A 16,597-nucleotide genomic window follows, 5' to 3' on the forward strand; every position below is an offset into this window, starting at 1 on the left:
CAATTTACGTAACCGCAAAGGTACAAATTATTTAAAGATTAATATTGGTCTATCACGGCCGATATCTTTTGGAAGATCTCATCAATCTCTCCAACGCCGTGAATTTTTTTGAGCTTGCCCTGGGTAGAATAATAATCAGAAACTGGTAGCGTTTCCTCTAAATAAACCCTAATCCTGGTCTCTATTTTTGATTCTTCCTGGTCATCAGCCCTGCCTGAAGTTTTACTTCTCTCACGGATTCGTTCCTTCAGAATTTCTTCGGGCACATCCAAGGCTATCATCCCCGAAATGCTCAAGGAGTTTTTTGAAAGCAATGCATCCAAAGCCTCAGCTTGCGCAACTGTCCTTGGAAAACCATCAAATATAAACCCATTCACCTCTGGGGTGCTTTTGATTTTATCTTCAACCATGCCTATCACCACCTCATCCGGGACCAATCTCCCCTCATCCATGTACTTTCTAGCCAATTTTCCCAGATCCGTCCCATCACCTAGGTGCTTTCTGAACAAATCTCCGGTTGCAATATGTGTCAAGTTGTATTTTGCTATTATTTTTTCGCTTTGGGTACCTTTTCCCGCCCCGGGAGGGCCAAATAGAACTATATTGAGCATAATCAGATTGTTAGGGTATAAAATCTATTGTCGGTTTAAAATCAATTTTTCAACTGGTAAATCTCGGGAAGGTTTCTTCCCCATCCATCATAATCCAATCCATATCCCACCACAAACTTATTGGGAATTTCAAACCCGATATAATCGATTTTGAAATCATATTTAAATGCCTCGGGCTTGAGCAAAAGAGTGGCAATCGCTATCTTTTTTGGGGTTTGTTTGAGAATCAGGGAGATCAGAAAATCCATAGTCAAACCTGAATCTACGATATCTTCGACAATAATAACGCTCCTACCCGTCAGGTCAATATCCAGACCCATCAGGGTTTTGACATCACCAGTCGAAACAGTCCCCGAATAGGAGGCTATTTTAACAAGGGAAATTTCGGCCGGAATGGTCACGTGTTTGGCAAGGTCAGACAGGAACATAAAAGAACCATTCAAAACACCTAGCAATATCGGATCCTCTCCCGCAAAATCATTGGAAATTTGCACACCCAATTGGCTTACCCTTGAGGCAAGGTTATCAGAACTTATAAAAGGGACAAAATCCTTGTCTTTTACTTTAATCATCTCTCTAAACAAAAAAGCCCTCTATCGAAGGGCAATACAAATATAGGTAAAAATGGCTTGGTTAGAAGCCTTAAAAAGATAAAACCCTAAAGATGAACCATTAAATATTTATACATCCGGAGCATACTGTCCAAATCCATCAACGAAACCTTTTCATAGGGGGTATGGACATTGTCCTCTGCTGCACCAATAAAACACCAGTCGATTGGATACGGGGAGAATTGAATCTCTTTTCCATCACTGCCACCCACCCCTTCTACTTCTATTTGATAAGGAATCCCACTTTGCTGGGCCAAAGAAATAATCTTATCAACAAAGACCCTTCTTGGAATAAATTTATCGCGAATGGATATCGCTACACCATTATGATGATTGACCCCTTCGGTTATCCAAGTGATATCGGAAATCAAAGCTTGGCGTATCGGCGATGTTTTTTGGATAAAATCCAACAAAAAAGGAACACTTCCTCCTCCGTTTTCTTCATAAGTAGAGAAGACAATCCACCCATCTTCTATTTCCTCACAAAGCTTCAATGCATTGTATATTCCAAGTCGATTGTCCAAGTAGGCTGCTTGGATGAACTCACCATCAATTTTGATCTCCTGAGCAAAGGAGAAGCAAGTCCCAGGTAGAACAGCTCTTGGAAAATCATGGAATAAAAAATCTTCGACTATTTGTACATTACAGGAAATAGGCCCCAAAGCATCATTTCCTACGATTTTAGTATCATCCAATAATTCGGGACCCCCAATGGTAATCAATTGATTCTCATACCTGGACATGAACCCAATCGTATCCAAATGCGCAAAAACAGCAGTTCTTGGAGCACCAAATTTTAGAAGCACGCAATCTTGAAATTGCTCCCCACAAAATACCTCAGGCAAAACCTTCCAGTCAAATTTACGTAATCCAATATAGCTTTTAAGGAATTCGTTAATTCTGGACTCGTCCCCAGACACACTTTGGATCTGCAATAATTCTCTTAATAGTTCCATTTTGGCACAATTTATGACATATTATTTGAAATTTCTTTACCTAAAAAAACCCAAAAGAATTTTAATAAAGTTTAAAGTTTTAAATTATTAATCTACATTTGTGATTAGTTAAAGTTTTATAAATTTGCATCTCAATCAATTAAACACTCAAACTTTGAAAAAAAATTTTTTATTATGAAAAAAATAATACTATCAACAATTCTAGCAGGAGCCCTAGCTTTAGGAGCAAATGCGCAGACCGATTTTAACAAATGGTCAATTGAAGTAAATGGAGGATTTAACAAACCCATGGCACCGCTTACGCCTGGTTTCTTGTCTCCTTCATTGAACCTTGGACATGCAGATCTTGGTGTAAGATACATGTTCAATGAAAAATTTGGTGCGAAGCTTGATTATGGCTTCGGTTCTTTCAAAGAGTCGGATGGAAACAGCCCTGGCTTCTCTACTAATTACTATAGATTGAACCTTCAGGGTGTTGCCAATTTGGGTAGGATCATGAATTGGGAATCTTTCACAAGAAGAGTTAATCTATTGGGTCATTTTGGAGCAGGTATAGGTCAAGTAAGCCCGCAAGAAAATACCTTTAACGATTTCAATGATCAAGTTTACAATTTCATTGCTGGCTTCACAGGGCAAGTGAAATTATCTGAAAGAGTTGCTTTGACCGGTGATATCAGCACCATCCTTAACGGTCGTCAGACGGTAGCATTTGATGGAGCTTCTGCAATCGGACCTCAAGACAATGGTTTCTACGGAACCAATGGAACTTGGTGGACAGGAACTTTAGGTTTAAATTTCTATCTTGGAAGCAAGGCAAGTCATGCTGACTGGTACATCGCTCCAGAGAAGTATGCAACCAAAGAAGAATTGGCAACACAGATCGGTGAGATCAAAGATATGTTGAAGGATTCTGACGGTGATGGTATTCCAGATTACTTGGACAAAGAGCCAAATACTCCAGCAAATGCAAGAGTAGATTCTAGCGGAAGAACACTTGATTCTGACGGTGATGGCATCCCTGATCACTTGGACAAATGTCCTTTTGCTCCTGGTCCAGCATCAAATGATGGTTGTCCAATTGAAGAAGTAAAAGAAATCGATTACTTCAAAAAAGCAATCAACGAAGGTTATGTTAATGTATACTATGCATTTGACAGCTCAAAACCACTTGGTTATTCTGCATCTGCCACAAATTACGTAGCAAACTTCTTGAAGAGAAATCCTTCAGTAAGTGTAGAAATTAAAGGATTCGCTGACGAATTGGGTCCTGAAGATTACAACATGAAACTTTCTGAAAGAAGAGCGAAAGCAGTTTATGACCTGTTGATTTCCACTGGAATTGATGCTTCAAGACTTTCTTACAAAGGTTACGGCGAAGACACTAGCGTAGACAAAAAATCTGCTGATGCTCGTCAACTTGCAAGAAGAGCAAGTTTCGAGGTTAAGTAATTCTATCAAAAAAATATTGAAAGCCCAATCCTGATGGATTGGGCTTTTTTTTGACCAAAATCAATATCTAGCAAAACCCATTTATTGGGGAAATTCTCTAATTTTGCATTGAAAAACCCCTTACATTACAGCCTAAACTTTCTTTAAAATGCAGAAAATTATATTTTCCATTTGTCTTTTAACTTTACTCACTGGTTTTTCAAATGCTCAAACTGAGTATAACCAATGGTCAATAGAAACCACTGCCGGATTCAATAAGGCGATGGGGCCTTTGACACCGGGTTATTTTAGCCCTACCCTGAACATTGGCCATTTGGATGTTGGTACGAGGTACATGTTCAATGAAAAATTTGGCGTAAAAGGTGATATTGGATTTGGCCAATTCAGAGAAGCCAAAGGAATTAGCCCCGAGTTCCGAACCAACTACATGCGGCTTTCCGGTCAGGGTGTCGCCAATTTGGGGAAAATCATGAACTGGCATTCCTTCAGCAATAAATTTGGACTTTTGTTCCATGCCGGATCTGGATTTTCAAGAATTGACTACAAAACAAGCCGATTTGGCCAATTCAAACCAGATTATGTTTATAATATTATTTCAGGATTCACCGGCCAAATCAAATTAACAGAGCGATTGGCACTAACAGGTGATGTGACTATGGTCATAAATGGGAGGCAAACCTATAATTTGGATGGAAATGAATACAATGCACCAATCCCAACCACATTTCCGACACCTCCATATGTTCATGCCACAGGGACTTGGTGGACCGGAACTTTAGGATTAAATTTTTATTTGGGTAAAAAAGAAACCCATGCAGATTGGTATATCGCTCCAGAAAAATACGCCACCAAAGAAGAGCTTGCCTCTGAAATCGGACAAATCAAAGACATGTTGAAAGATTCGGATGGGGATGGTATCCCGGATTATTTGGACAAAGAGCCAAATACTCCCGCTGACGCAAGAGTTGATTCAAGTGGAAGAACGGTTGATTCCGATGGGGATGGTATTCCTGACCATTTGGACAAATGTCCTTTCGTCCCTGGTCCAGCTTCCAACGATGGTTGCCCAATAGATGAAGTGAAGGAAGTCGATTACTTCAAAAAAGCCATCAATGAAGGATATGTGAATGTATATTTTGCTTTTGACAGTGCCGATCCACTTGGATATTCTGCATCAGCAACGAACTACGTCGCAAACTTCCTAAAGAAAAACCCAGGAGTAAAGGTAGAAATAAAAGGATTCGCAGACGAATTGGGGCCTGAAAACTATAACATGAAACTTTCAGAGAGAAGGGCAAAAGGCGTTTACCAAATATTGATATCTTCGGGAATCGACCCCTCAAGACTTTCCTACAAAGGTTACGGAGAAGATACCAGCGTGGAGAAATCATCAGCCGATGCCAGACAACTGGCGAGAAGAGTCAGCTTTGAAGTGAAGTAAACTCGAATTTCAAAAATTATCAAAATCAATCTTGTCATTTCCCAATTAAATATGTTTGTCCTAAACCAATCAAAAAGTATTGCAAATCAATTCCTTGCCGAATTGAGGGATATACATATCCAAAAAGACAGCATGCGTTTTCGTAAAAACCTTGAAAGGCTAGGGGAGATCATGGCGTACGAGGTGTCGAAATCACTCGCTTACCAAAACAAAGAAATAACAACTCCCCTCCAAACCACGAGTCTTGCGGTTCTGGCAGACCAACCTGTACTAATTGGGATTTTAAGGGCTGCATTACCCTTTTTTCAGGGCTTTTTAAATTTTTATGATCAGGCAGAAAGTGGTTTTATTGGTGCATATAGACAAGAAAAAAAAACGAATGGGGAGGAGGCAATAGAAATTGATTTCTTATACCAAGCAGCCCCTTCCATTGAAGGAAAAGAGGTCATCCTAATAGACCCGATGCTGGCTACAGGGAAGTCTTATGTCACAAGCATCGAACACCTGCTTAAAAATGGGACTCCGAAAAAAATTCATATTGTAAGCGTCATAGGGGCTCCTGAAGGAATCGCTTACATCGGTCAAAACACCAAAATTCCAATTCAATTCTGGATTTGTGCAATCGATGAAAAATTAAATGACCAAGCATATATCCTTCCCGGTTTGGGTGATGCGGGAGATCTTTCCTTCGGAGAAAAAATTTAAAGTTGATGACTTATTTACTCTTGGTTATTGGACTGGTCATTTTATTGGCCGGCGGGAAACTTCTGGTGGACGGAGCTTCCGCTTTGGCTGCGAAATTGGGCTTGACCGCTGGCTTGATTGGTTTGACCGTGGTTTCCTTTGGCACTTCAGCTCCCGAGCTTTTGGTCAGCGTGAGTGCCGCCTTAAAAGGAAACAGCGATATTTCGTTGGGAAATGTAATTGGATCAAACATCACCAATATCTCTTTGGTTTTGGGAATCAGTGCGATCGTATTTCCAATAGCCATCCATAAGTCGGTCTTAAAATTGGATTACCTTTTCATGCTGTTGAGTTCATTGCTTTTTTATATTCTTTCATTCAATGGCCTCATCTCTAGAATTGAAGGGATATTGTTTGTCGTTTTATTGGTGGTTTTAAATTGGTATTTCTTTAGAAAACTCAAAGGACCTGCGGCCGAATTGGATGAGGAAGAGACCGAAAATTTGAAAAAATCACCAATATGGAAGGCCATTGCCTTGGTTTTGGGGGGCGTCTTGGGTTTGTATTTCGGTGCGGATTTATTCGTCGACAATGCTGTCGAAATATCCAAAATATTTGGAATCAGTGAACGCGTGATCGGTGTTACAGTTATCGCAATTGGCACAAGTCTGCCTGAATTGACTACATCCATCATTGCAGCGATCAATAAAAAAACGGATATCGCGATCGGTAATATTCTTGGAAGCAATATCATGAACATCCTTGCAATCATTGGCATCACCGCCTTGGTTCAGCCGATATCTGTCTCGGAGATCTTTCTGAAACAAGATTTTATCTGGATGCTTGCTTTGACTTTACTTCTATTCCCTATCCTCAGGACAAAGCTTAGGATTTCGAGGTGGGAAGGTATGTTGTTGGTGATGGTCTATGCCGTTTATATTTTCACCATTCTATGATCACCTACCTATTGAAATTCTTGGGGATTTACGTAATCTGTCTCTTTAAATTTGTAGCCGGGCCGATTCTTGGCTATACCGCGGGTTATGGTCTGTTTGAAATCATCCTTGTTTCTGTAAGCGGAATGATGACCACTGTCATTTTGCTGACCTATCTTGGCGATTGGTTTAAAGCTTACTGGGCAATAAGGGTCACCACCAAGAAAAAACGCTTTACGCCCAAAATTCGACGTATTGTCAAAATTTGGCAAAAATTTGGGGCCGCAGGAATCGCATTCATCACCCCAATATTTCTAACCCCAATTGGTGGAACAATCATCATGAATGCATTTGGGGTCAAAAAAAATAAAATTTTCCTCTACATGTTGATCAGCGGTTTGGTGTGGGCGACCCTTATGGGATTAAGCATCGAAGGGGTGCTCCAAATACCTTTCTTCAACGATCTACTCAGGTAGCGTTTCATCGGGCAAAATCTCAATGTCCCGGATCAAAACCCTTTTGGCTATTGTCTGACCCGTTAGCGTCATCGCTAAGCCTCCCATTGCGGTTTCCTTGTACTTACTCTCCATCGAAGACCCGATCTCTCCCATCGCTTCAATACATTCGTCAACAGGAATAACAGCACTGACGTCAGCCAATGCAATCTGTGCCGAACTGTTGGCAATTGCCGCGGCGCTTGCATTTCTAACCACACAGGGGATCTCAACCAAGCCCGCCACTGGGTCACAGATCAGTCCTAACATACACTGAATGGTTATGGCCACTGCATTGAAAACTTGTTCAATCGTCCCGTCAAGACAATAGACCATTGCCCCAGCAGCCATTGCCGCTGCGGATCCAGTTTCTGCCTGGCATCCACCAACGGCACCCGCCAAACTTGCTTTTTCCTCTATAATCAATGCAATTCCGGCACCGACCAAAAGACCCTCCAAAATTTTCCTGTCTGACAAATGATGGATTTCCTGTAGGGTGTACAAAGTCCCTGGAAGAATTCCGGAAGCACCTGCTGTAGGAGCTGCCACGACACGCCCCATGCAGGAATTGACCTCTTTGGCAGCGAGAGCCCTTGAAATCAACCTCTGGAACTCTGGCGACAATACCGATACCGGATGGTTATAAACTTTTTTAGCCCCATTGTTGATCATGCCGGATCTAGAGGTCATGTCTTCCCGAAGACCTGTTTCCACGGCATCCTTCATCACTGTGTAGGCTTTCTGAAGTCCTTCCCAAATATCTTTCTCCGACTTCCCTTTTTGGACAATCTCATATTCAATTACTGAATCATAGAGATTGGCACCATTTTCTTCACAATATTTTTTCCATCCCTTAAAACTTTCAAAAAGATAACTCATTTTATACTTGGGTTTGTTTACACCAAAGTTGGGAATTGCATCGGATAAAAAAAATTTTTTGAAATGAAAAGAAAAAGCCCCGTTTGAAGATTCAAACGGGGCTTTTTCTGGTAGTCTATTTCACATCCACGATCGTCGCTTTGAACAGCAAGGGTTCGTAAGGTCTTGCAATCTGGTTGATGATTGATTTTTCAAAAAGATCCTTTCTGATGCCATAGGGAAAAACCTGTGATGTTCCTCCATATCCCAAATGGGATGGAGCAATCACTTCAATTTCCATGGTTTTGTTAACTTTCATGAGCGATAAATCCAAAAATTTTAAATTTGTGGAAAGGCCCAAGGAAATCTGAAAGGGAACATTGTTCGTTGACTCAGCAAGTAAAAGCTGCCCCTCCAGTTGAATGAGCTTGTATGTAAAAGCTACCACACTACCGGTTTTTGATTCCATATTTTCGGCTGAACCTGGGTTGACAATTTTCACATAGAGGCCATCCGGCGATCTGACAAATCCTTCCAACCCTTTTTCTTCTATGTAAGATTCAATCAATCCTTGCTCAAATACTTTCAGCTCCTCTTTTTCATAGGTTTTGGCATACTTAACCTTCACTACCAAGTTGGAATTGGGAAGCACCAATTGCTGATAGCCATAGTTTTGGTAGCCAAGATAGGAGGGAATATAAAGTGTAAAGGTTTCTCCTTCCCTTGCCAAACCCGAGGCAAAATTCATCGCTCTTGGGATCAAGCCTCCTTCACTGTAGCTATAAAGCCTTGGAGGTTTTGATTCATCAAGATGACTCTCTATCAATTGTCCTTCGATGTTTTTGATTTCATAATAGATGCCCACGATATCATCATTGACAATTTGATTTCCCAGATCATTCGCAATTTCCTTTTTGTAATAATAACCGACTTGGGTTTCCGTCGCCTCAATGTTATTTTTGGTGAGGTATTCCTTAATTATTTTATCGTCCCTGACAACAGCTAGCTCAAAATCCGATTTCTCAGTTTCAATGCATCCAACCGACATGATCGCCAAGCTTAGAACAGAAAATATTGAATGTTTAATATTCATAATCACAATTGCTTTTTTATTTTTTGAGTTGAAAATTCATCCTTAAATTAATCCCGCCAATGGAAAACTGTTGATTGACAAAAGTCTGATTCCCGATAGACATTTTATAGAACGGCTCCAATGAAAGGAATGTACCATTGGAAAGGTTGTATTCATAACCTACCGAAAGATTGAGCAGCCTTCCACTGTCCGTGTTGTTCATATTTCCTTCAGGCTGGGTTGTTTCCGTAAAGGTCTGTACCATGGGTTTTGCGGTCATGAATCCTACGTTGGAAAAATTTGCGGCACTAAAGGTTCCCACGTTCTTCTGATTAAGGTAAACCATATTTGACAATCCGGTAATCAAATAAAACGCCGATGCATTTTTTTCCATCACCCTATATTTAAGGTTGATGGGGATCTCCAGTTGCCCAAAACTTAGCTCATAACTCGCATTCAATAAATTATTGGAAAAATTTGCTTGTCTGTCTTGGGTGTCCATGGCGAGATACCCACCTCGATTACTTCCTCCCGTAGGTGTCAGGTTCTGTTTTGCATAAGCCAGTCCCACATCCAGCTTAAGTCTTTTTGAGAATGCAAATTCTGTCATTAGTCCCCCGCCGAAATTGAGGGACTGTGTGGCATTGGAAATGGATTGTGGCGCTAGCAATACGCCCAAACGAAAGGATTTCGCAAAACTCTCCCCACTTTTTTCCTCCTCCAATTTAGGATTGGCATCAGCCAACCATTCGTTGATGGTTTTCTGGGCATTTTCCGGCTCAGACATTGATTCCTTATCTTTTAATATACTGATTAAAGGAGCCGGGTTGATTTCTGATTCCACTTTTCTCCCCAAATCCACCACTTGTCCATTTTCGGATTCAAAATGGGTTATGGTACCATTTCTTTCTTCCGAATCGGGGAGTCTCGCCAAATTCAAGGAGGGTTTAACCTCAGTTGATTTTCCGGACAGAACTTTGATTGAAGTATTCCTATTAATTGACTCTTGCGTTTTTACCTGCTGTGTGTCGCTATTGGCAGCATTAGGCTTCAATTCGTCGGGATTTTGATTTGTTTTTTTTGCTCCCAAATCTCCATCGACCTCGGAAGTCTGGCTTTTCACGGATAAAGTATCCGCTTGTGATAACCGTGATTTCTCCTCTGTTCCCCTCTCCGGGATTAGGAAAAATGAGATCACGAGGGCCGCAGCAATTCCAGCTATCCAAATTCCCCATTTGGATAGATATCCTTTTTTCATGGACCCATAGTAAGTCCTTGAAAATTTCTCCCATTCCTTGGGATCAAATGGCTCTTCATTTTGGAGAAAGGAGTCTTTGATCTTTTCAACAAGTTTCTTATCGAATTGCTCCCTCATTCTTGATCTGATTTATTTCTGTAACTTTTTCTCTTAATTTTTGCTTTGCCCTGGCCAGGTAGGTTCTGGATGTGCTTGCAGGAATGTCCAATTGCTCCCCTATTTCATTATGGGAAAACCCCTCTATTTCATACATATTGAAAACCATCCTCAGCATTTCGGGCAGCGCTCTCAAGAGAGATAGAATGTCATCTTTGGAAAGCTGGCTGATGATCTCCGGTTCAAGACTCTCGGCATCGGCTTTTTCAATATCCATGACGCTGAAATACTTTACATTTTTCCGATAATAATCAATTGAGGTATTGATCAATATCCGCCGAAACCAGCCTTTGAAGGAATTGGAGGTATTGTATTGCGGTAGTTTATCAAAAACCTTCATGAAGCTGTCATTCACGATTTCACAAGCCTCTTCTCTCGAGTTGGAATACCTCAAAGCAATGCTCATGGCATAGCCATAGAAATGTTTATAAAACATCTCCAATGACTTGGAATCGCCTTGTTTGGCTTTTTGTATGAGATGGTGCTCCAAAGAATTGTTGTTTGACATCGGCCGCTTCTGGTATAAGACGAATGAAGAGCGATAAACGCTACACAGGCAAAAATAATCTTTCTTCTTTTTTTCCCTCTTTAAGATTTAAAAATCTAAATCCTCTGCAATTTCTCAGGGATTGAATTTCCTGCTTTTGGTAAAATAGCCATACTGGCTTGGAGTTAGAAATTCCGATTTTCCCCATTCCCCACGAGCAGCCACGCAACATTCACAAAGCCTCTACAGGAAAATCTGCTGTATAATAAGGTCCTAGCCTTCTTTGGTAATGAAAGGTCGCCTAATTAATCTTTCTATTCTGAAATGCGGATGGGAAAAGATTTACCAAAAAACCGTTTTAAATAGAAGCCATAAACACTTACTTTTGTTATTCGTTTAGTAACTTAGACCCAAAATTAGCGTTAAATTCCTGACTAAGACATGAAAAAAGGGATAAAATATATATTCGCATCGGCATTCTTGATGGTCCATTTTTTATCTTTTGGACAGCGGGAAGATGCCGGCAACTATGAATATGATCGGGAAGTGCTTTTTGGGATCAACAAAAACACGAATGGCGGTTTGATCGGTGGCTTTTCCATGAAGATTGGGATGCGGATCGACGATACGAATTTCCAGTTTTTCGGATTGGAGCTGTCCCATGTCAAAAACACTAAGGAAGCAAGGTATCCTACCCCTTTAGGAAATTCCTTTATTTTCGGAAAATCCAACTATCTCTATTCCATTCGCCCACACTATGGAAGGGAAATTATATTGTTCAGAAAAGCACCTCAGCAGGGCGTACAGATTTCCGCATTGGCAGCAGTGGGCCCAAGCATAGGTATTATCGCCCCCTATTATGTAGAATACCCCATAAGTCGTACCGAGACAGTCAGGGAACAATACAATCCTGAAGTCCACCAAAGCCGATTCAACATCCTTGGACCTGGACGTTTGTTTGAAGGGATAGGGGAATCAGAACTCGCAATCGGAGCCAATGCGAAAGCGGCATTGTCCTTTGAATTCGGGATTTTCAAATCCAGTGTTACCGGTGTGGAACTAGGATACCAATTGGAGGGTTTTACCAAAGAAATCCCCTTGATGCCGACAACTGATAACAGGCAAATATTCCAGTCTGTATATTTCACCTTTTTCTACGGCTTCAGGAAATAGAGATTCCATTGGGTTTCTAAGCCCTTATCCATTAATTTTGTCCATCCATAAAGTAAGACACAATGATCGAATTACCCGTAATTTCCCAAGAAGCGACCAAAAGAAAAAAACCCGACTGGCTGAGGGTGAAGTTACCGATAGGGAAGGAATATGCGAATGTCAGAAAACTCGTTGATGAACATAAACTCCACACCATTTGCGAAAGCGGCAACTGCCCCAATATGGGCGAATGCTGGGGCGCTGGTACTGCAACCTTCATGATATTGGGTAATGTATGTACCCGATCTTGTTCTTTCTGCGCAGTGGCCACTGGAAGACCACCGGAGTACGACACAGATGAGCCGAGGAGGGTTGCCGAGGCGATTAAACTGATGGGGGTAAAACACGCAGTTCTTACTTCTGTCAATAGAGACGAACTGAAAGACCGGGGCGCCGAAATATGGTACCAAACGGTGGTTGAAACAAAAAAACTTTCCCCTAAAACAACAATAGAAACGCTTATTCCAGATGTAAAATCCAACTGGGATGCTTTATACCGAATGATCAGCGGCGGCCAAGAAGTGGTTTCCCACAATATGGAAACTGTGGAAAGCCTTTACCGCAGGGTTCGGCCTCAGGCAAGGTACAACCGCTCTTTGGAACAAATCAAATTGACCAAGGAATATGGAAAAAGAACCAAGACCGGAATCATGCTGGGCTTAGGAGAAAAACAAGATGAAGTTTTCAAGGCTATGGAAGACCTTGTTGCCCATGGGTGTGACATTTTGACCTTGGGACAATATCTACAACCCACCAAAATGCATATCGAAGTCGCGGAGTTTATCCATCCGGATGTGTTTGCAATGTATCGCGAAGAAGGACTAAAAAGAGGATTGAAATACGTGGAGTCCGGCCCTTTGGTCAGGTCCTCTTATCATGCCGAAAGACATGTCAATGTGTAAGCAATCCCTAAACTAGCATATATCAAGAAAGCCGCTGAAATCTCAGCGGCTTTTTTAATGTCTATTCTTCTTCGGTATAATTAAAACTATCGGCTTGTTCCATCACCCAGTCTTTGTACTTCTGGAGTCTGAACTCGATCCATCTGTCCTTGTACTTGCCAGAACTGTCGATCAAAAACTTAAATCCCGTGGCTGGCTTTGGTTTACTTAAGGCATTGACCAATTCATCTTGAAAATTTTTTTCTTTTACCACATAATCGGTAAAATGCTCCATCATCTGATGTTCTTGGTTGGGCTCCATTTTGGTAAACTCGGCAAAATTATCAGGATTTTCATCAATTTCATCCAGTATATCCTCTTCTTCCGGGGTTAAATCATAATTGAAATAATCCTCGTCATCTGGCAGGTGATAGATTTTTTTGTTGTCTAATTGATAAAAACAAATCATCCCCTTTAGCAGGAGTGCTGCTATTTTCTCGGCTTCTTTTTCTGACAGGGTCAACATTATTGGTGAAGGCTAAAATTTTATGAAAATTAACACACTAGTGGTTAAGATCAAACAATTATTTAAGGATCAAGCCATCCTTTTTACTTCTATTGAAAGATTTCTTGCAATAAAGGGAGGTAAAGTTCATGCCCCCCTGGATATGTATGCTGCTTGACGGTCACATCAAGATTTTTTATCAGTGCTTCCTGATTTTTCAGGCTCTCCGGCGTCATAAACTCATCTGAGGAACCAATGGCAATATGCATTTGGGTATCCTTGAGCTTTTGCCCAACCTCACTGACGATCAAATCATGTGCAAACCCGCCGCCCCAAAGTACAAGTGTGTCTATCGGAAAGGAAAGTTGACCGACCCAACGGGTGGCAGTGGCTGCTCCCTGGGAAAAACCCAAGACCTTGATCAATGGCCGACTTTGGTATTTTTCCAAGATCGATTCCAAAAGGGTGTTGAGATATTGATGATTGTTGGAAATGGCAATTTCCCGCTCGTGGCTGGTCATCCAGTTGGCACCGACCCTTCCGGAAAATCCTTCCAAATAACCATAATTCGTGGCTTCAGGAGCAATGATCAAGCGATCTTCCCGGAATAAGGGCTCAAATTTTCTCAAAAAGAATGCCGCCAATTGTCCGTAACCGTGAAGGACAATCCATATTTCCTTCTCTTGCCTATTGATCGTATGAGAAGTTTGAAACTGGGCTATATGCTGATATTTTATATTGATCTTCATTAACTGTTTAGGTCGTTAAATCTGAAAGGAAGCAATTGATCTATTCCTGAGGCTTTCAGAATTTCCCCTTGGGGATTGAGCATCAGGATTTCTATGGGATGCCCAAATTTCACTTCATATTCATTGATGGTCTGCCGACAAAGTCCGCATGGGGTTACCGTGGCGACTTCTTGGTCTGCCCTCCTTTTGGCCACGATCGCTATTTTAAGGGGCCGTTGGTCTGGATGATTTCCAAGCGCGTAACTCAATACAATTCTCTCTGCGCAAACGCCCACAGGAAACGAAACATTTTCCTGGTTGTTTGCCACAAATATTTCTCCATTTTCGAGCAAGAGCGCTGCTCCCACCAAAAAATCTGAATACGGTGCATGGGCTTTTTCCAAGATCCCTCTTGCTTTTTCTATCAATAAGGTATCTGTTTCTGTCCATTCCTCCGGCGAAAAAACTTCCAAGGACACTTTAAATTCTATTCTTTTTGTCATGATTTTACTTTAAAAAAGGGTTTGAATTAACAAAAAATAATCGGCATTTGTTCTTTCCCTACAATATTTTGAGATGAATTTTTTCCCCTCAACCTTTTTTCACATCTTCGGATTCTATAATTAATTTTTGGAAAGCCCATGAAAACCATCTTGATTTTAGGTGCCGGAAAATCCTCCACATACCTGATCGATTATCTTTTGGAGAGTGCACATTCCAAAAACAGAAAATTGATCATCGCAGATCTCTCAAAAGAAATCGCTGAGAAAAAAATCAAAAACCATCCAAATGCCAGGGCAGAACCTATTGTTTTGGAACAGGAAAATTCCCGGAAAGACCTCATTGGTCAATCCGATGTGGTCATTTCCATGTTGCCTGCATTTCTACACCCGATCATTGCCAAGGATTGCCTTGCAATGGGAAAGCATTTTTTTTCTGCTTCTTATGAATCGGAAGAGTTGCGTCAATTGGAGCCTGAAATCAAAGCAAAAAACCTGCTCTTTCTCAATGAATGCGGACTCGATCCCGGGATTGATCACATGTCTGCGATGAAAATCATTGAATCCGAAAAAGCCAAGGGGCATGAAATCATTGGCTTCAAATCCTACACCGGGGGATTGCTTTCCCCGGAATCAGAGGACAATCCCTGGAAATACAAATTCACCTGGAATCCCCGAAATGTGGTCTTGGCGGGACAAGGTACATCAAGATTTATCAGAAATGGCAGGTACAAATACATCCCCTACCACATGCTTTTCAGACGGTTGGAGAACATCCATTTTGAGGGTTTAGGGGATTTTGAGGGCTACCCCAACAGGGATTCTTTGAGCTATCGCAAAATCTATGGACTGGACAATATCCCAACCCTGCTCAGAGGCACATTGAGAAGGGCTGGTTTTTGCCAAAGTTGGGATGTATTCGTACAACTGGGCATGACAGATGATTCTTTCCAGATGGATTTGCCTGAGGGATTTACTTACCGGATGTTTATCAATTCCTTTCTGCCCTTTCATGAAGATCAAAAAGTGGAAGCAAAGCTCAAAGATTTGCTCCCTTGGATCAATGATGAAATCATGGATAAAATCAAATGGCTTGGATTCTTCAGCGACTACATTCTCCCAAAAACAAAGGGAAGTCCCGCAGCAATATTACAGGAAATCCTTGAAGAAAGGTGGACGCTCAATCCCGAGGACAAGGACATGATCGTGATGCAACATCAGTTTGAGGTCAAAACACCTTCAGGCATGAAAAAAATCACTTCCAGTCTTGTTTGCAAAGGCCAAAACCAAGAATACACTGCAATGGCCAAAACCGTCGGCTTACCCTTGGCAATAGCCGTCGATTTGTTTCTGGAAGGCAAAATCGATATCCGCGGATTGAAAATCCCCATAATCCCTCAGATTTATTCCCCGATTCTTGAAGCTTTGGAATCGGAAGGGATCATTTTCGAAGATAAAGAAGAACAAATTGGCTAATCCACAGTTTTTGATTGGTCCGTTTTTTTATGGAAAACTAACCCGCAAATCTGAGTTTGTCCCTCAGTCTTCCTTAAACCCATTTTATGTACTATCAATTCTCTTCCAGCCTGAGATTTTTTAATAATCAGTCGATTGTTTATTATTTTTGACTTCACCCTATTGGACTATAAATAATTATCCAAATAGTCTGATTTTCTTGTAGGTACAGTCCTATTAGGAAGCCTAGTGCATCTTTCGCGTTGAAAAACTAAATATTTATGCTGTCTGCAATAAATATTGC

At 41.2% G+C, this 16,597-nt stretch carries 18 protein-coding genes; 8 read left to right on the plus strand and 10 right to left on the minus strand.

All coding sequences use genetic code 11. The annotated features are described in order from the left end of the window. Positions 1–38 precede the first annotated feature (38 nt). From Q7J63_RS06045 to Q7J63_RS06055, 3 genes are all read right to left on the minus strand, one after another. On the minus strand, positions 39–611 hold the full coding sequence (locus Q7J63_RS06045) for an adenylate kinase (RefSeq protein WP_019596790.1): 573 nt from the start codon (positions 609–611) through the stop codon (positions 39–41). Positions 612–652: 41 nt separating this feature from the next. Further along, complete coding sequence (hpt, locus tag Q7J63_RS06050; RefSeq protein ID WP_304884712.1) at positions 653–1,183, minus strand: hypoxanthine phosphoribosyltransferase; 531 nt, start codon at positions 1,181–1,183, stop codon at positions 653–655. An 86-nt stretch (positions 1,184–1,269) separates the two neighbouring features. Continuing rightward, positions 1,270–2,178: an aminopeptidase gene (locus Q7J63_RS06055; RefSeq protein ID WP_304884714.1), complete on the minus strand. Its 909-nt coding sequence runs from the start codon at positions 2,176–2,178 to the stop codon at positions 1,270–1,272. Between the two features lie 174 nt (positions 2,179–2,352). Between Q7J63_RS06055 and Q7J63_RS06060 the strand changes: the two genes are divergently transcribed. From Q7J63_RS06060 to Q7J63_RS06080, 5 genes are all read left to right on the plus strand, one after another. After that, positions 2,353–3,627, plus strand: coding sequence for an OmpA family protein (locus tag Q7J63_RS06060; protein ID WP_304884715.1), 1,275 nt, complete (start codon positions 2,353–2,355; stop codon positions 3,625–3,627). A 148-nt stretch (positions 3,628–3,775) separates the two neighbouring features. Continuing rightward, positions 3,776–5,068: an OmpA family protein gene (locus tag Q7J63_RS06065; RefSeq protein WP_304884716.1), complete on the plus strand. Its 1,293-nt coding sequence runs from the start codon at positions 3,776–3,778 to the stop codon at positions 5,066–5,068. Positions 5,069–5,119: 51 nt separating this feature from the next. Further along, positions 5,120–5,773: a uracil phosphoribosyltransferase gene (gene upp, locus Q7J63_RS06070; RefSeq protein WP_019596784.1), complete on the plus strand. Its 654-nt coding sequence runs from the start codon at positions 5,120–5,122 to the stop codon at positions 5,771–5,773. 5 nt (positions 5,774–5,778) lie between these two features. Continuing rightward, the gene (locus Q7J63_RS06075) at positions 5,779–6,708 is read left to right on the plus strand and encodes a calcium/sodium antiporter (RefSeq protein ID WP_304884718.1); all 930 of its coding nucleotides are present in this window, start codon (positions 5,779–5,781) and stop codon (positions 6,706–6,708) included. Then, a complete protein-coding gene (locus Q7J63_RS06080) occupies positions 6,705–7,163 on the plus strand; it encodes a hypothetical protein (protein WP_019596782.1) in 459 nt (152 codons plus the stop codon). The genes Q7J63_RS06075 and Q7J63_RS06080 overlap by 4 nt, the downstream gene beginning before the upstream one ends. Here Q7J63_RS06080 and sdaAA read toward each other — a convergent pair. From sdaAA to Q7J63_RS06100, 4 genes are all read right to left on the minus strand, one after another. Next, the gene (gene sdaAA, locus Q7J63_RS06085) at positions 7,152–8,060 is read right to left on the minus strand and encodes an L-serine ammonia-lyase, iron-sulfur-dependent, subunit alpha (protein WP_019596781.1); all 909 of its coding nucleotides are present in this window, start codon (positions 8,058–8,060) and stop codon (positions 7,152–7,154) included. The two genes, Q7J63_RS06080 and sdaAA, sit on opposite strands and share 12 nt — an antisense overlap. Positions 8,061–8,175: 115 nt before the next feature. Beyond that, positions 8,176–9,132 (minus strand): FKBP-type peptidyl-prolyl cis-trans isomerase, encoded by a 957-nt coding sequence (locus tag Q7J63_RS06090; protein WP_304884721.1) that lies wholly within the window; start codon positions 9,130–9,132, stop codon positions 8,176–8,178. A gap of 16 nt (positions 9,133–9,148) precedes the next feature. After that, the gene (locus Q7J63_RS06095; protein ID WP_304884723.1) at positions 9,149–10,486 is read right to left on the minus strand and encodes an outer membrane beta-barrel protein; all 1,338 of its coding nucleotides are present in this window, start codon (positions 10,484–10,486) and stop codon (positions 9,149–9,151) included. Then, complete coding sequence (locus tag Q7J63_RS06100; RefSeq protein ID WP_019596778.1) at positions 10,467–11,033, minus strand: RNA polymerase sigma factor; 567 nt, start codon at positions 11,031–11,033, stop codon at positions 10,467–10,469. The genes Q7J63_RS06095 and Q7J63_RS06100 overlap by 20 nt, the downstream gene beginning before the upstream one ends. Before the next feature lie 420 nt (positions 11,034–11,453). On the opposite strand from Q7J63_RS06100, the gene Q7J63_RS06105 reads away from it, so the two are divergent. Together Q7J63_RS06105 and lipA are read left to right on the plus strand one after the other, a co-directional pair. Beyond that, positions 11,454–12,185 (plus strand): hypothetical protein, encoded by a 732-nt coding sequence (locus Q7J63_RS06105; protein ID WP_304884725.1) that lies wholly within the window; start codon positions 11,454–11,456, stop codon positions 12,183–12,185. Positions 12,186–12,247: 62 nt separating this feature from the next. Further along, positions 12,248–13,126: a lipoyl synthase gene (lipA, locus tag Q7J63_RS06110; RefSeq protein WP_304884727.1), complete on the plus strand. Its 879-nt coding sequence runs from the start codon at positions 12,248–12,250 to the stop codon at positions 13,124–13,126. Between the two features lie 61 nt (positions 13,127–13,187). Here lipA and Q7J63_RS06115 read toward each other — a convergent pair whose 3' ends face one another. The 3 genes from Q7J63_RS06115 to Q7J63_RS06125 all read right to left on the minus strand — a co-directional run bounded on the left by Q7J63_RS06115 (position 13,188) and on the right by Q7J63_RS06125 (position 14,841). Continuing rightward, positions 13,188–13,631: a UPF0158 family protein gene (locus Q7J63_RS06115; RefSeq protein ID WP_019596774.1), complete on the minus strand. Its 444-nt coding sequence runs from the start codon at positions 13,629–13,631 to the stop codon at positions 13,188–13,190. An 89-nt stretch (positions 13,632–13,720) separates the two neighbouring features. Next, on the minus strand, positions 13,721–14,359 hold the full coding sequence (locus tag Q7J63_RS06120; protein ID WP_019596773.1) for an alpha/beta hydrolase: 639 nt from the start codon (positions 14,357–14,359) through the stop codon (positions 13,721–13,723). Further along, positions 14,359–14,841, minus strand: coding sequence for a cytidine deaminase (locus Q7J63_RS06125; protein WP_019596772.1), 483 nt, complete (start codon positions 14,839–14,841; stop codon positions 14,359–14,361). Before Q7J63_RS06125 ends, Q7J63_RS06120 begins: the two co-directional genes overlap by 1 nt. A 138-nt stretch (positions 14,842–14,979) precedes the next feature. Here Q7J63_RS06125 and Q7J63_RS06130 point away from each other — a divergent pair, with 138 nt between their 5' ends. Then, positions 14,980–16,314 (plus strand): saccharopine dehydrogenase family protein, encoded by a 1,335-nt coding sequence (locus Q7J63_RS06130; protein ID WP_304884730.1) that lies wholly within the window; start codon positions 14,980–14,982, stop codon positions 16,312–16,314. Positions 16,315–16,597: the final 283 nt, after the last annotated feature.

Origin of the sequence: Rhodonellum sp., assembly GCF_030656585.1 — a bacterium.
GTDB lineage: Bacteria > Bacteroidota > Bacteroidia > Cytophagales > Cyclobacteriaceae > Rhodonellum > Rhodonellum psychrophilum.

Coding starts and splice junctions, on each gene's coding strand:
- Q7J63_RS06130 (WP_304884730.1), top strand. CDS start 14,980: ATGAAAACCATCTTGATTTTAGGTGCCGGAAAATCCTCCACATACCTG.
- Q7J63_RS06045 (WP_019596790.1), bottom strand. CDS start 611: ATGCTCAATATAGTTCTATTTGGCCCTCCCGGGGCGGGAAAAGGTACC.
- Q7J63_RS06065 (WP_304884716.1), top strand. CDS start 3,776: ATGCAGAAAATTATATTTTCCATTTGTCTTTTAACTTTACTCACTGGT.
- Q7J63_RS06055 (WP_304884714.1), bottom strand. CDS start 2,178: ATGGAACTATTAAGAGAATTATTGCAGATCCAAAGTGTGTCTGGGGAC.
- hpt (WP_304884712.1), bottom strand. CDS start 1,183: ATGATTAAAGTAAAAGACAAGGATTTTGTCCCTTTTATAAGTTCTGAT.
- Q7J63_RS06075 (WP_304884718.1), top strand. CDS start 5,779: ATGACTTATTTACTCTTGGTTATTGGACTGGTCATTTTATTGGCCGGC.
- Q7J63_RS06060 (WP_304884715.1), top strand. CDS start 2,353: ATGAAAAAAATAATACTATCAACAATTCTAGCAGGAGCCCTAGCTTTA.
- Q7J63_RS06080 (WP_019596782.1), top strand. CDS start 6,705: ATGATCACCTACCTATTGAAATTCTTGGGGATTTACGTAATCTGTCTC.
- Q7J63_RS06090 (WP_304884721.1), bottom strand. CDS start 9,132: ATGAATATTAAACATTCAATATTTTCTGTTCTAAGCTTGGCGATCATG.
- Q7J63_RS06120 (WP_019596773.1), bottom strand. CDS start 14,359: ATGAAGATCAATATAAAATATCAGCATATAGCCCAGTTTCAAACTTCT.
- Q7J63_RS06105 (WP_304884725.1), top strand. CDS start 11,454: ATGAAAAAAGGGATAAAATATATATTCGCATCGGCATTCTTGATGGTC.
- Q7J63_RS06095 (WP_304884723.1), bottom strand. CDS start 10,486: ATGAGGGAGCAATTCGATAAGAAACTTGTTGAAAAGATCAAAGACTCC.
- Q7J63_RS06115 (WP_019596774.1), bottom strand. CDS start 13,631: ATGTTGACCCTGTCAGAAAAAGAAGCCGAGAAAATAGCAGCACTCCTG.
- Q7J63_RS06125 (WP_019596772.1), bottom strand. CDS start 14,841: ATGACAAAAAGAATAGAATTTAAAGTGTCCTTGGAAGTTTTTTCGCCG.
- lipA (WP_304884727.1), top strand. CDS start 12,248: ATGATCGAATTACCCGTAATTTCCCAAGAAGCGACCAAAAGAAAAAAA.
- sdaAA (WP_019596781.1), bottom strand. CDS start 8,060: ATGAGTTATCTTTTTGAAAGTTTTAAGGGATGGAAAAAATATTGTGAA.
- upp (WP_019596784.1), top strand. CDS start 5,120: ATGTTTGTCCTAAACCAATCAAAAAGTATTGCAAATCAATTCCTTGCC.
- Q7J63_RS06100 (WP_019596778.1), bottom strand. CDS start 11,033: ATGTCAAACAACAATTCTTTGGAGCACCATCTCATACAAAAAGCCAAA.